13 protein-coding genes and 1 pseudogene are annotated in these 12,571 nt (G+C 65.7%); 3 read left to right on the top strand and 11 right to left on the bottom strand.

Translation table 11 applies throughout. The annotated features are described in order from the left end of the window. Nucleotides 1-812: 812 nt before the first annotated feature. Nucleotides 813-1,211, top strand: coding sequence for a CVNH domain-containing protein (locus WME73_RS39360; RefSeq protein ID WP_437912958.1), 399 nt, complete (start codon nucleotides 813-815; stop codon nucleotides 1,209-1,211). A 155-nt stretch (nucleotides 1,212-1,366) separates the two neighbouring features. Here WME73_RS39360 and WME73_RS39355 read toward each other — a convergent pair. After that, nucleotides 1,367-1,663 (bottom strand): annotated as a pseudogene (locus WME73_RS39355) (transposase); the annotation flags it as partial. Between the two features lie 409 nt (nucleotides 1,664-2,072). Between WME73_RS39355 and WME73_RS39350 the strand changes: the two are divergent. Then, on the top strand, nucleotides 2,073-2,453 hold the full coding sequence (locus tag WME73_RS39350; protein ID WP_437912957.1) for a hypothetical protein: 381 nt from the start codon (nucleotides 2,073-2,075) through the stop codon (nucleotides 2,451-2,453). Nucleotides 2,454-2,841: 388 nt separating this feature from the next. Here WME73_RS39350 and WME73_RS39345 read toward each other — a convergent pair whose 3' ends face one another. Further along, the gene (locus WME73_RS39345) at nucleotides 2,842-3,924 is read right to left on the bottom strand and encodes a transposase (protein WP_437912956.1); all 1,083 of its coding nucleotides are present in this window, start codon (nucleotides 3,922-3,924) and stop codon (nucleotides 2,842-2,844) included. Between the two features lie 141 nt (nucleotides 3,925-4,065). On the opposite strand from WME73_RS39345, the gene WME73_RS39340 reads away from it, so the two are divergent. Next, complete coding sequence (locus WME73_RS39340) at nucleotides 4,066-4,455, top strand: hypothetical protein (RefSeq protein WP_437912955.1); 390 nt, start codon at nucleotides 4,066-4,068, stop codon at nucleotides 4,453-4,455. Between the two features lie 85 nt (nucleotides 4,456-4,540). On the opposite strand, the gene WME73_RS39335 is transcribed toward WME73_RS39340, so the two are convergent. From WME73_RS39335 to WME73_RS39295, 9 genes are all read right to left on the bottom strand, one after another. Beyond that, nucleotides 4,541-4,828, bottom strand: coding sequence for a hypothetical protein (locus tag WME73_RS39335; protein WP_437912954.1), 288 nt, complete (start codon nucleotides 4,826-4,828; stop codon nucleotides 4,541-4,543). 27 nt (nucleotides 4,829-4,855) lie between these two features. Next, on the bottom strand, nucleotides 4,856-5,581 hold the full coding sequence (gene istB / locus WME73_RS39330; protein ID WP_437912953.1) for an IS21-like element helper ATPase IstB: 726 nt from the start codon (nucleotides 5,579-5,581) through the stop codon (nucleotides 4,856-4,858). Next, nucleotides 5,571-7,076, bottom strand: coding sequence for an IS21/IS408/IS1162 family transposase (locus WME73_RS39325; protein ID WP_437912952.1), 1,506 nt, complete (start codon nucleotides 7,074-7,076; stop codon nucleotides 5,571-5,573). Before WME73_RS39325 ends, istB begins: the two co-directional genes overlap by 11 nt. Further along, nucleotides 7,033-7,707, bottom strand: coding sequence for a hypothetical protein (locus WME73_RS39320; RefSeq protein WP_437912951.1), 675 nt, complete (start codon nucleotides 7,705-7,707; stop codon nucleotides 7,033-7,035). Before WME73_RS39320 ends, WME73_RS39325 begins: the two co-directional genes overlap by 44 nt. Before the next feature lie 134 nt (nucleotides 7,708-7,841). Then, nucleotides 7,842-8,099, bottom strand: a complete 258-nt coding sequence (locus WME73_RS39315) for a hypothetical protein (RefSeq protein ID WP_437912950.1) — start codon at nucleotides 8,097-8,099, stop codon at nucleotides 7,842-7,844. Continuing rightward, nucleotides 8,096-8,542, bottom strand: coding sequence for a hypothetical protein (locus tag WME73_RS39310; RefSeq protein WP_437912949.1), 447 nt, complete (start codon nucleotides 8,540-8,542; stop codon nucleotides 8,096-8,098). The genes WME73_RS39315 and WME73_RS39310 overlap by 4 nt, the downstream gene beginning before the upstream one ends. 6 nt (nucleotides 8,543-8,548) lie before the next feature. Then, nucleotides 8,549-10,138 (bottom strand): group II intron reverse transcriptase/maturase, encoded by a 1,590-nt coding sequence (gene ltrA, locus WME73_RS39305; protein ID WP_437912948.1) that lies wholly within the window; start codon nucleotides 10,136-10,138, stop codon nucleotides 8,549-8,551. Between the two features lie 481 nt (nucleotides 10,139-10,619). Further along, nucleotides 10,620-11,129 carry an AAA family ATPase gene (locus tag WME73_RS39300; protein WP_437912947.1) on the bottom strand — a complete coding sequence of 170 codons (510 nt, stop codon included), beginning with the start codon at nucleotides 11,127-11,129 and terminating at the stop codon, nucleotides 10,620-10,622. Between the two features lie 2 nt (nucleotides 11,130-11,131). Continuing rightward, nucleotides 11,132-12,481 (bottom strand): helix-turn-helix domain-containing protein, encoded by a 1,350-nt coding sequence (locus WME73_RS39295; protein WP_437743792.1) that lies wholly within the window; start codon nucleotides 12,479-12,481, stop codon nucleotides 11,132-11,134. Nucleotides 12,482-12,571 lie beyond the last annotated feature (90 nt).

Below are 12,571 nucleotides of genomic sequence, written 5' to 3'. Positions count from 1 at the left end.
AAAAAAGAGAGACGTCGCCGGTCGCTTCGCGCCCGGCTCCGAGGACCTCGACACGCTTCGCGGTCTCGGGCATCGTCGAGACCGATCAAGTCGTCTCCCCCTGGCCCCATGACCCTGCAACGTGGTGGCCCCATGACCCTGCAACGTGGCACCCGTGCGGAAAGGGCTCCTCTGTGCCGGCGCAACCGTGCTCAGAGAGGGCTGCGATGAGAATCTTGATAATGCGTCGTGCGCCGCGGCGCTCCGGAGTCGTCCTCCCAGGTTGCGCACGCGGAGCGAGCACTGTCCTTGATGGCCAGCCTCGTTGGGCACAACCCCTCACCATCAAACAGCATGCTCGACGCGATGCGCTGCCGCATCAATGAGAGGGCGCGGTAATAACTGGGCGCGGATGGCGGCCCTAGCGCAGCGGTGGCTCCCTCCCGCCCGTGTGCTGCATCCCTGGCCTGACGAGCGCTTTGACGTCCGTACCCGAGGCAGGAGCCCAGTGCGGTAGCTCTGCTCGCTGGGATCTGTGCGGGGGGCGGCCCGAACCCGACGGAGCGAAGGGCCGTCCCTACCGCGACCGCAAGATCGCGGCCGACCTGGAAGTCCACTTCCCTACCCGTGACGGGATCGCAACACGCCGTGCGCTCTCTACAGTGTCGCCCGAATTTCCAGTTCCACGAATCGCGCCACTCCTGCTTCCTCTATAGAGCAGATTGCCGATCCTTCGATGGGTTGGCACGGAGACGGCTTGCGGTCATCTATTGGTGCCATTATATAAATTCAAAACAGAAGCGATAGCGACCGATTTGAGAGGGGAGGTTCAGATGAACAAGCACTTCAGGCATACAGCGACACTCTCACTGGGATTATGGGTGTTTTTTCTTGCATACTCGGCGCAGGCACAAGGCGACTTTGACTGGTCATGTCGAAACATTGCGATTAATCCAGCCAGAGAACTGCTTGCAAGTTGCAAAACAATTGCCGGAAACTACCAGTTTACGGCCCTTGCCCTAGACGAGTGCATAGCCCACATCGATGGAGATCTATATTGGGTGCATAACGGGAACTTTAGCTGGGAGTGTCCTCATTGCGAGCTGGACTTTGATGGCAACAGGCCATGGATAGAATGCGATTGCCCGGCAGGTGGAGCGGTTAGACACGCCCGCTTGGCGCTATTCCAGGGGATCATCAACCTGAATGGACAACTGCAATGTTTGCCATGACACGATTCTGTTGAACCAGTCGGATCCCAAGATTCGCCCAGCGTCGCGGACGGTGACCTTCCAGCTGTTCTTGCGGCGAGGTCGGTCCGCAGCTGCGTTCCATTGCACGATGCTAGCCAGAAGCTCCGCGAGCGTTGGGATGCGGTTGCGGCCAAGGCACTCCTGGACACGAGGCTGGCTTCGATCTCCGCGGCATTCAGCCAACTCGCGTGCTTCGGCGTGTGGTGAAACTCGAAACGCGAGGCGAGCGTATGGCCCCGCTCGGCCCCGAAGGCATTGATGAGCGATGCAGGGGTGTGAGTATTGAGGTTGTCCAGCACCAGGTGAATCCGACCCGCCCGCGGGTAGGTACAGGCGATGCGCTCGGCGGCGAGCGCGAAGGATGGCCGCGCCCGGTTCTCCGTCACGTGGGTGAGATGGTTCCCGGTCTTCGGCTCCACGATGCACAAAATGTTGTGCCGTTCTCCGACTCACGTACTCGTAGTCGATACGCCGCGACTTTGCGCGGCGCGTCGGATCCTGCGGTGTCGTGCAGGACGATGGGGCGGCGCTAATCGAGCGGTATCCCGGCTACTCTCCGCAAGAATAATTCATAATACATTCCGCGGAGCGGATACCCCGATCGACCCGCACGTCCACCACACCGGCGCACAAAGTTCCTTGATTCTGATGTTCGCGCTCATGTGTAGCGGACGATTCTTTGGCTCAGGTGCTCGCACAGCACACAGCGCCAACATTGACCACCAACCGACGACAACGCTCACACATGGTGCGCTGCTGGACGGCACAGGAGTTGCCATGCAATTCCATTGGCCGCCTGCATGGCTGCCTGCGCCGTCACTATGCGAAAGGAGCATGTTTATGAAACTCACCACAGCGATCTTTGCAGCTGCTCCGCTTCTTGTCTGCTCACATGTCCACGCTGCCCCATGGAACTACGTGTTCTGTGTGACCACTTCAGGGCGCTGGAACTGGCTCGAAGCGAAGAATGTGACCGATGCCATGAAAAACCATGGTGCAAACATCTACAAAGAGACCGCATATTATTACGGCCAATGGGTTGGCGATTCGTTCTGGCCAGTTGACTGGAAAGCTAGCGAAGTGGGTCAACGCTGCGCCGAGGTCGAAGCGGCCTGCAGAGCACAACTCGGAGAGGATATTGTTCGTGCACAGGCTTCGAGCGGCTCGCATAACCAATTCTGGCGTCAGCTCGGCAACTGCAAATATTACAAAGTAGAGTAATGACCAGAGTCTGCAAGCGAGCCTGACGGCGGCGACCCGGGAGCGGCCGGGTGGACGTTTCGCTTGACCACCGCGACGGTGCCATATTGCTCGATGCAGCCACGATCTCCGCACCCCGCAGGCTGTGGAGGCAGTGACGATTGCCAAAGAGAAGGACGCCGGACCCCTGCGCCTCTACCACAGCGAAAAGTGGCCTGTTGGCTTCATCGCCGCCCAGCTCGACCTGCATCACACCGGGGGCCGGCGCGCTCGACGAACGCGTGCCCGAGAGCCACGACACGGTAACTCCGGCGCGATTACGCCACCTATCGAGCGCGCAACGCCTCAATGACTTCAGCTTCGGGTGCTAGGACGACAAACATGTTGAAAATCGTCTAGTTCCGATAGGTTATGCCGCCTCCTGGATGAGCCGCTGGGCGGCCTCGAGATTCTGGATGGCGGCTGCGCGCCGGAGGTCGAACAGGTTTCTCCTGGCGCCGATGTAGCGCGCGCTGTGTCCTTTCCGCGCCGCGATGTGGGCGAGCGCATGCTCCACAGCCGTGCGCTGCCGGAGCACGGCGCGTCCTGGCCCGGTCTGCTGCAGCTTCCGGAACTTGCGCTGCAGCGCTTCGTCCTCGGCGATGGACACGGTTCGGCCTCGTCCCGACGCGGCTTGGGTGCATTTGGATCGGAGAGGGCACGCGCCGCACTCCTCAGGATCGAACTCGACCGTGTCGCCCGGTTCGAACACTTCGACCTGCCCTGCCGGACACGTAATCGTCTTGGTACGCAGGTCAATCTTGAAGTCGCGCTTGCTGAACAAGTCGGGGCTGCGAGCCCGCTGCCCCCAAGGCTTCGAGAACACCCGGCCCTTCGCGCGGATCACGTCATCAACGACGGGACTGTTCACGTAGGCGCGATCGATGTGGAGTTCGACGATGCGCAGCCGCTGACGCTGAATGTCCTTGGCGATCGGCGAGGCTCCCTCTTCTTCGGGCCGATTCGCGGGCGTGACCGCGCAGGCGACAATGATGGGAAGGTCAAGGTCGCGTGCGATGTGCTCCTTGTAGCCGTCGAACCGCTTCGAGCGGCTCTTGCGGCCGTGGCGCATCTCAGCATCTTCGATGGAGACACGGCGGTCAGGCGCAACGCCTTGCCGGATGCGTACGGTCCCATCCTCGACTGTTTCCAGGTCTTGGTCTCGAACCTGGGTGACCGCATCCAGATAGATGCGAAGCGGCTGCTCGACGACGTCGTCCAGGTGGCGGTCGACCCACTGCTGCAGCGACGAGACCTGCCGCTCCAGGATCTGAATCGCCGCCGCCTTCTGTTTCGGGTCGCTCCAGTCCAGGTCGAGCCCGGCCTTGATGCTGGGAGCCAGGAGCAGCGGGATGCCCGCCTTGCGGCAGATCTCCTCGGGCGGACGCTCCGTGATCTTCGACACGACGCGGACGATGCTGCGTGCAGCGTGGCCGAGCACTTCAGCGCTCACCCAAAATGACCCACCCGTGCTCGTCAGAAATGGTCCGGGCGCGGCTCAGCGATCGCTGCGTGGACTGCGAGCGCGGACTTGGAGCACGCGAGGCGTAGCGCGCCGACGTAGGCATCCGACGGTGCTACGCTCGCGCCCACGATGCCCTCCGACCTCATCCCGCCCGAGTACGCCGGCTGGTGGCGAATCACCGAGACCGGCACGTGGGTCAACAAGTACCTGGACGACCTCGGTCCGGCGATGATCTCGTTCACGGGACACGGCGATCGGCTCCGCATGCACTGCCTCCTCGCCTACGTCAGCGCAAGGTTCACGCGGGGCGGGATCTCGTTCACGTGGGAGGGCGCGTGGGAGTACGACCCGATGTCCGGGACCGGCCGCGCACGGCTCGGAAAGGGCGGGCGGCTCACGGGGACGATCAAGATCAAAGACGGCGACGAATCCACGTTCGTCGCCGAGCGGATCGAAGAGCCCGCCGAGCCGATCCCACAGCCGCCGTCCTACCGTGACAAATGGCGTCGGAGATGGTGATGGGATCGGTTCGGAAGCTCGTGCAGCGCGCAGGCGAGGGTGAGCTCGATCTCGGACGCGAGGTGGGAAGCCGCGGAGGACGGCGCTACAACGGGATCTCGTCCGGATCGATGGGACGCGCGGGGCGACGATCACCGTCTGCCCCGGCGAGCAGCTCGCGATAGGCTTCGATGGCGCGGTGCAGCTCGCGGAGCCCATCGAGCAGACGGCGGGCGGCGCGCAGACCGGGCGGCGGATGGAGCACGGTCACCTCGGGCGGCAGGAGCAGCTCCGGGTGCCGCGCGACGAGGACCTGCACCGTGAAGAGGAGCGTCGCGTCGATGAGCGCGAGCGGCTCGGGGACGTGCAGCGAGATGGGATCGGAGCGGAGCATGGGACACCTCCGGACGTGGTGGAAACATCAACTCTGGGGGTCGCGCAGCGACGGGCCGTCGATGCGGACGGTGTGGCACTGGTGACGCAGGCGGCTGAGCAGCGCCTCGACGAGCGACTTGTTGCCCAGGAAGTTCGCCCACTCGGAGTAATCCAAATTGGTCGTGATGATCGTCGGCCGACGTCGATACCTCTCCTCCATCAGCTTGAAGAAGATGTTGGTCTGTTCGGGCCGGAGGTTCAGATAGCCCATCTCGTCGATCACCAAAACATCGACGCGCGCGAGCCTGTTGAGCAGCTTGCGGCTCGATCGGTCCGCCAACGACGCGTACATCTCGTCGAAGAGATCCTGGGCGCGGACGAAGAGACCGCGGTGACCGTTCTGCAGCGCCTTCAGCAACAGCCCCGTGGCCAGGCCCGTCTTGCCGACGCCGGTGGGGCCGATGAAGACGATGTTCTCGGCCTTGGGCACGAAGTCGAGCTCGGCGAAGCCGCGGATCTGGCGCTGCGTGACGCCGGGCTGGCGCTTCCAGGGGAAGGACTCGATCGTCCACGGCTCCGGCATGCAGGCCTGCTTGATCCGATACGTCAGCACGCTCTCCTGCTGGTGATGCCACTGGGCGCGGAGCAGACGCGCCCACATCTCCTGGTGCGACAGGCCGTCCTTGTCCGCACGCGCCAGCTCCTCGTCGAACAACTCGGCGATCTTGCCGAGCCGCAGCGACCGCAACAGTTGCGCGATCTCATCGGTCATCGTCGTCCTCCGATCCGGGGGGGTCGTCGCCCTCGGGCGCGTCTTCGCCGTCGGGCTCGTCATGGTTTTCATCGTCTTCTCTCCCTTCCTCGCCCAGCGGCTCTGGGGTGACCTCGGGCGGCAGCGGGAAGAAGTCGCCGGCGACGTGGCGCAGCACCAGACTCTCGAGCCGATCCATGTCGTCGAGCCCGTAGTGCGTCGCGATCCGCACCGCGGCGAGCAGCGGCTCGCGCGGGTAGTCGCGCACCATGGCCGTCAGCCTGCGGAGCGTGCGCAGCGACCGGCCGCGCCGCTTGAGCAGCGCGACATACGCGATCACCTCGTCGCCGCCGCGCGAAAGCTCGCGCTCCTCGACCGACGGCGCGTCGCGCGCGAAGACCTTCTCGCTGCGCGGTGGCCGGTGCTCGGGCACGGTCACCCGCGCGTCGATGGGCTCGGGGATCCGGTCGTGCGTGGCGACGCGGCGCGGGCCGTCGTACAGCTCGATCCGGTCCTTCGTCTCGCGCACCTCCAGATGCCGCCCGATGAGCCGCCACGGCGCCGAGTAACGATTCCGATGCACGGTGACGTACCCCTCGCAGTCGACGATCCGCTGGTGGAGCTGGTAGACCTCGGGCACGTGGACCGGCAGAGGCGCGAGGTGCGGCCGCTCGACGGCAAAGAGCTCTCGCGGGCTCGCGTGCAAACTACGCTTGACCTTCGCGTTGACCTTGTCGCACCAGGCACGCGCCTCGCGGTTGAGATGCGCCCAGTCCGAAAACTCTCGACCGGCGAGGAAGTTGTTGTCGATGTAATCGAAGGGCCGCTCCACGCGGGCGGACCGGTTGGCGTCGCCCTTCTCGTGCGCCGCGAAGACGGCGCCGAAGCGCGCTGCGAAGGCGGCCATCTCCGGCACCGGCACCATGTCCCTCCCCGTGCCGGACAGCACCACCACGTGCGTGTTGTCGATCATCCACCGCGAGCACGCTCCCTCGAAGTAGAGCGCGGCCTCCGTCAGGAACACCTTGCACTCGAAGCGGGTGAAGCGCGGATAGAGCTGGAAGAAGAGCATCCGCGAGTGACACAGCACCATCGAGGCCGTCTGGGCGCGCCGCTTCTTGCCCCCGATGACCGCCTCGTGCGGCGACGTGTCGTGCTGCGACTCCTCGCCCGGCCCGAAGTGGTAGTGCCCGACCGGCTCGGGCGGCTCATGGCCGATGCCGTGTCGCCGGCAGTACGCCGTCAGCGCCGGATACGAGAGCTTCGCGCCGGCAGCGACGAGCTCCTCGTGCACGCGGACGAGGTTGTTCTTGCACCGCGGCAAAAGCTCCAGGAGCTGCTCGCGGTACGGCTCGGCCTTCTCGGCGCGCGCGATCTCGGGCACATCCGCGGTGCCCGCCGCGAGCACCTCCTTGACCGCGCCGCGCGAGATCCCCAGCGCTCGCGCGATCGGCCGCGTGCCATGGCCCTCCTCATGCAGTCGCAGGATCGCGATTCGCGTGCTCTGGTCGAGCATCGTCGAGCTCCTTTCCGAGCCGCTTGATCAGCCGCTCCACCTCCCGACGCGCCTGCGAGAAGGCATGTCGGATCTCCTCCCGCTCCGGCGCGAGCAATCCACGCACCTCCCCTCGCCGCGTCCGCTGATGGACCCGAGCCGCGATGCCGCCGAGCGCGCCGAGGTCGGAGAGCATCTGCTCGGCCGGCGTCGCCGGGCGCGCCTTCGCTCGCCGTGCCTCCTCGTGCGCCCGCACGACCAGCCCCGGGTCTTTCACGATCAGCGCGCGCCCCTCGGCATTCGCGCCGAGCCACGCCGCGTGCACGATCGCCATCTGCCGCGTCGTCAGCCCGAGCGGCGCCACCGCGTCCGCGAGCCGCTCGCCGTCAGCGCGGTTGGCGCGCGCCAAGGGCACCAGGTATTTCATGGCCGCGTGCGCGCCGATCGCGCCCGCGCGCACGTGCGCGTGCACCGACTCCGGCAGCTCCGCGACCAGCGACAGGCGCCGGCTCACCCAGCTCGGCGTCCGGCCGAATCGCTTGCTCAGCTCCTCGCCGCTGAGGCCGAATCGCTCCCGCAGCTCGCGCAGAAACCATCCCTGCTCCAGCGCGTTGTCCGCATCGCCCGCGCGCATCATCCGCTCGAGCAACATGTTACCGAGCAGGCTGTTTGATGGCCGGAAGATCCGGCTCTGTGATGGCCATCATCGAGCTGGATCTCCGCTCGCCGCGATTGCGGCGAGACGATGCGCCGGGTGACTGCGGCGGTCGCAGAGCGCCAGCGCTCTCAGTCGATGCGGAGGGGGAGGCGGTCATCGCCGTCGAGGACGGCGTGGTAGAGAGCGAGAGCGTCGTCGAGCCGATCGAGGTAGTGGAGCACGACGTCGACGGCGTAGAGGCGAGAGCAAAGCGGATCCGGGTCGCCCGGGTAGCGCGCGGTGAGCGCGTCGCGGGCGAGCGCGAGGGCCGCGACGAGGGCGGCGGCCGCGCTGGCCGCGGCGTCGCCGCGCAGCGCGTCCCCCTCGGCCAGGGGGACGGGGTTCATCCGGCCTCCTCTGCGTCCAGCTGCAGGATGCGGCTCAGGACGTCGCGCTCGACGAGCTTGCGCTTCTTGCGCGCAGCGGCGCGGAGCGCGGCGGTGGCGAGTCGATCGGTGTCGCGCAGGCTGCTAGCGGCCGCCTCGTGCAGCATGGCGATGGCGTCCGAGGTGAAGAGCTCTTTCGTGCAGCCGACTCGGCCGAGACGTACACGCAGATAGTCGGCCGTATCGTCCGGCGTGAGCGGGTCGATGGTCAATCGGTAATGGAGGCGCGAATACAGGGAGCGATTGCGGCGCACGCGGAGCCGCTCGCCGAGCTCGGGCAAGCCAAGCAACACGAGCGAAAGCAATGCGCGGCTATCCCAGGCGTAGTTCGGTGGGCGGCCGGCGCCGTACCCGGCTTGCGCCAGGTCGGTTTCCGGCCGCCCCCGTCCAAACCCGGCGTGCACCTTTCGTTATGCACCGGGCTTTCTCTCCATGTTTGTGGCGAAGTATGGCTCGCGCATCCACCCCAGCTTGTACTGCTCGACGCGCACGGTGGACGTTTCGAAAGGGCTGACCCCTCCATCCGTCCATCGCACGCCTCGCCCCCTCGGTCTGCGCTGTCCGTACCGCAGGATCAAGCGCTTCAGGGAGATGCGGTGCTTCTTACGAAGCCACCGGGCGATCGTCCACCACACGTAATGGTCGAGGAAGTTGAAAACCTTCTTCGCTCCCCACGCGTGCCGGTAGAAGTTCGCCCAGCCCCGCAGGATGGGGTTGAGCCTCTGGAGCTGACCCCGCAGCGAAGAGCCCGTTGATCTCTTCTTGAAGAGCTGCTTGATCTTCTCCCGGAGGCGCTGACTGCGCTCCTTCGGCACGAGGCCCGCGCTCACCTGCCGGCCATGTCCGGGGTGGCGTCGGACTAGGACATGGTGCCCGAGGAAGCTCATCGGCTTCGTGACAGGGGTCACGAGCGTTTTTGCCTCTGCAAGCTCCAGCCCAAGCTCGGCTTTCAGGAAGCTGGCCAGTGCAGCCTTCTCCTCGTTCGCGACTCGCTCAGCTTCCGCATGCTGCTGCGGGCCGGTCGGGGCGGCAACGAGGATGATGAAGTCATCCGCGTACCGGATGGGGACGAGGATCGGGAGGCCGCGCCGCCGGTCGGTGGCGCGTCTCTCGTTTGCTCGTCGAGTGATCCCCGCCGGATCGGTCTGAATCGTCGGAGTGCGGCGTGGCCACACATGACGTTCATACCGCTCCTCGATCGCGCTGAGCGCGATATTCGCCAGCAATGGCGATAGGATCCCACCCTGGGGAGTGCCAGCTTCCGTTCGAGAGAACTGATCCTCAGAAAGGACGCCGGCCTTGAGGAATGCTGCGATCAGTCTCGTCACCTTGGCGTCGCCAATGCGCCGGCGGACCCGGTTCATGAGCGCGTGGTGCCCAATGTGATCGAAGCAACCCTTTATGTCTCCCTCGATGGCCCATTGGTACGGAAGCCGATGCTCGATCCCGCCCTTACGTACGGGTCTCGGTCGCAACAGCACCCGCAGATGCTCGAGAGCGCCGTGGACCCCGCGGCCGGGGCGGAAACCATACGAGACGGGGAAGAAATCCGCCTCAAAGATCGGCTCGAGGATGCTCTTCAACGCTGCTTGCACGACGCGATCCTTGACGGTGGGAATCCCCAGGGCTCGGTACTTCCCTGGTGCACCTGCCTTGGGGATTAGCACCCGTCGGACAGGACTCGGGCGGAAACGGTGAGTTTTGAGCTCCTCGCGCAGTGCCTGCACGAAGGAATCGCTGCCACCGCTCGTTCGTCCGAGCTTGACCACCGTGACGCCGTCGACGCCCGCCGTGCGACTCCCGCGATTACGGGCGACGCGATGGAAGGCGCATCTCAAGGTGCGAGGATCCACAATGAATCCCCACAGCTTGCGAAAGACGTAGTCCAGATCGTCTCTACTTCGCCGGTGAAGCTCGCGCTGGACGCTCCGGAGCCAGTCCTGATCGGACTGAGGCGCCGCATACACGGCTTTCTCCGGCGCCATGCGCGTTTCACCCATGGACTGCCTCCCTTCGCCATGTGCGCGGCTTTCCCGCGCTCCGACTACTACGGAGGCTCCGCCCCCCGGACGAGACCTTGCCAGACCTGGTGGCTTGCTGGCGTTTCCGCCAGCGCTCGGCTCGGGGTTCCCGTGTTCACTGCCCTGACCCGTGGTGCTGTAGGTGGTCGGCTTTGCCCCTGGCAGCGCGGACCGCTCCCCCGTTCGAGGCTGGGGGGCGGCATGTCCATACCGGGCATACCCAGATGCTTTCAACTGGCTACCGGGCTCTGGCTGCAAACCCGCACGAGGCGGGGCATACTTCCGTACAGAGGGTCCTAACACCGACTTCGATTTGCCTGGACGACGGTCCATGCGGCTCTCACCTTGGCACCTGTGGTCACCGGCCTCGGTCGCCGAAGCTCCCTTCGCCGGCTGTTTACGCCGCTCGGCTGTTGCAGGCCCCCGTTCCAGTCTCCGGGGACGTTCGCGGCGCCCTTCTTCACCCAGCTCGACCTGGGCGAGGGGGACCCCTTGCGGTCCCCGGTCTTGGCAGCGCCTCACGGCGCACATTAAGGAGTATGTGAAGATGATCGAGTGTGTCCTGATGAAGTAGATGGGCCTCATCGAGGACGAAGACCGGAAATACGCGCTCCTTCGCGAGCTCTTCGACGTGCGTGCTGACCGCGTAGAAGACGTCTCCAGCGGTGCTGCAGCGCGCGAGACCGAGGGCCAGACAGAGCTGGCGATAGAAGTCCCGGCGTCCAAGCGTCACGTTGGCGCAGTAGGTCAAGCGAAACGTCTGCGGCGAAAGGGCATGACGGAGCGCGCGGAGCAGACACGTCTTGCCGACGCCGGGGTCACCGGCGAGCAGCACGCTCTTTCTGGCGTGCACCGCCTCGATGAGCATCTCGAGGAGCATCTGCTTGGACGGGGGGAGCCAGAGCTCGCCGTCTTCGACCTCCTTGGAAAATGGCTCTGCGGTGAAGCTGAAGTAGCTGCAGAAGTCCATGGTCATCCCTCCTCGTCATCGCGGGGCGTTCGTCCGAGAGCCTTGTCCAGGAGGGTCTTCGGCGGGTCAAAGGGGACGCGCGCCTCATGAGCGACATCGAGGTTGCAGGCCGGTCGCGGCCGATGGGCGTTCTTCACCGGATCGACCCGGTGCAGGGCGAAGCGTTTGCCCTCGTGTTCGATCCAGGGCGGCTCGTTCGGCGTGACGAGGCACCTCGACACCGTGACGAGGCGGCCGGCGAGGAAGCCGAGATCGGTCTCCCAGTCCTGCCCATCCATCGAGAGCGTGCTGTCACGCCGCACGCGCCGGCGGGCCTGGGTCGTGAGCGCGTCGCGCAGCTTCCGCTCGTCGAGGTCGTCGGTGACATGGGGATACTCCTCGTAGACCTGCGCGGGGGACTTGCCGAAGAGCGCCGCGTGCGGTGTGCGGTGGTAGTGCTCGTCGACCCATGCGTAGAGCCGGACGTTGAGGTCGTGGAGCGACCCGAGCGCTCCGGTGAAGTCCAGGCACCTCTCGCGCAACGTCCTCCAGAAGCGCTCCATCTTGCCGCGCGCGGGGGCGTCGTACGGGCGGGCGTGGATCAGGGTGGTGCCGAGTCGCTCGCACGCAAGGTGCAAGGTGTGCCCGCGGTAGGTCGAGCCGTTGTCCAGGTAGAGGGCGTCGGGAGCGCCGTGCTTGCGCAGCGCCCGGATGAAGAGCGCCAGCATGTCGACCTCCCGCTCGGCGTTCATCGCCTCGATCGCGAGGACGTACCGCGAGGCGTCGTCGAGCAGCGCGTGAATGCGCACCGGCGCCGGGCTGCCGTTAACGAGGATCGGCGACGCGTGACACACATCGCCGTGCCACAGGGCGCCGGGATGCTCGGCCTGCCAGCGCAGCCGCACCTTGCCGCCCGTGCGATCGCGCAGCGCGACGCGATCGAGGTGGTGTTCGGCATACAGCCGTCGCACCGTGGTGGCGGAGATGGCGCCCTTGTCGATGCGGCCCGCCGCGATCAGGGTGTCGAGGACGAGCGAGACCGAGGCGCTCGGGTGCTCCTCTCGGATTTCGAGCAGCATCTGCCGTTGCTCGGGGGTGAGCTCGCGCGCCCTCCCCTTGTCCTTGCGGGGCTTGGGGCGTAAGCCCTCGAGACCTTCGGTCTTGTACGCGTAATACCAGCGCTCGAGCGTGGGGACGGAGTAGGTGCGCGGGGAATGGGCGCGCGGTGGGCGAAACCGCTGCTTGCTCAGGTCACCGAGCGCTTCGGCGAGCTCTCCGCGGTCGAGCTCGCGGTGCATGAGCGAGCCAATGATCTCGCTGCGATAGAGCGCCACCGCTTCGGCGTGGTCCTTCGGCTGGAGGGGGTCTTGCACGTCGTGTCCTTTCCGCGCCGGTGACACCGCACCGGCCGCACAGCCATCCAAGCGCAAGGCGCTTCGCCGACCGAGGATCCAACCGGGTGG

It is taken from the genome of Sorangium sp. So ce302 (assembly GCF_051530145.1).
GTDB lineage: Bacteria > Myxococcota_A > Polyangia > Polyangiales > Polyangiaceae > Sorangium > Sorangium cellulosum_B.
Note: the sequence above shows the minus strand (reverse complement) of the source record. Positions and strands in the feature narration are given on the sequence as shown.

Bases quoted from the DNA above. Each gene is read 5' to 3' on its own strand.
- WME73_RS39360 (WP_437912958.1), top strand. From the start codon at position 813: ATGAACAAGCACTTCAGGCATACAGCGACACTCTCACTGGGATTATGG.
- WME73_RS39350 (WP_437912957.1), top strand. From the start codon at position 2,073: ATGAAACTCACCACAGCGATCTTTGCAGCTGCTCCGCTTCTTGTCTGC.
- WME73_RS39340 (WP_437912955.1), top strand. From the start codon at position 4,066: ATGCCCTCCGACCTCATCCCGCCCGAGTACGCCGGCTGGTGGCGAATC.
- WME73_RS39335 (WP_437912954.1), bottom strand. From the start codon at position 4,828: ATGCTCCGCTCCGATCCCATCTCGCTGCACGTCCCCGAGCCGCTCGCG.
- istB (WP_437912953.1), bottom strand. From the start codon at position 5,581: ATGACCGATGAGATCGCGCAACTGTTGCGGTCGCTGCGGCTCGGCAAG.
- WME73_RS39325 (WP_437912952.1), bottom strand. From the start codon at position 7,076: ATGCTCGACCAGAGCACGCGAATCGCGATCCTGCGACTGCATGAGGAG.
- WME73_RS39320 (WP_437912951.1), bottom strand. From the start codon at position 7,707: ATGTTGCTCGAGCGGATGATGCGCGCGGGCGATGCGGACAACGCGCTG.
- WME73_RS39315 (WP_437912950.1), bottom strand. From the start codon at position 8,099: ATGAACCCCGTCCCCCTGGCCGAGGGGGACGCGCTGCGCGGCGACGCC.
- ltrA (WP_437912948.1), bottom strand. From the start codon at position 10,138: ATGGGTGAAACGCGCATGGCGCCGGAGAAAGCCGTGTATGCGGCGCCT.
- WME73_RS39300 (WP_437912947.1), bottom strand. From the start codon at position 11,129: ATGGACTTCTGCAGCTACTTCAGCTTCACCGCAGAGCCATTTTCCAAG.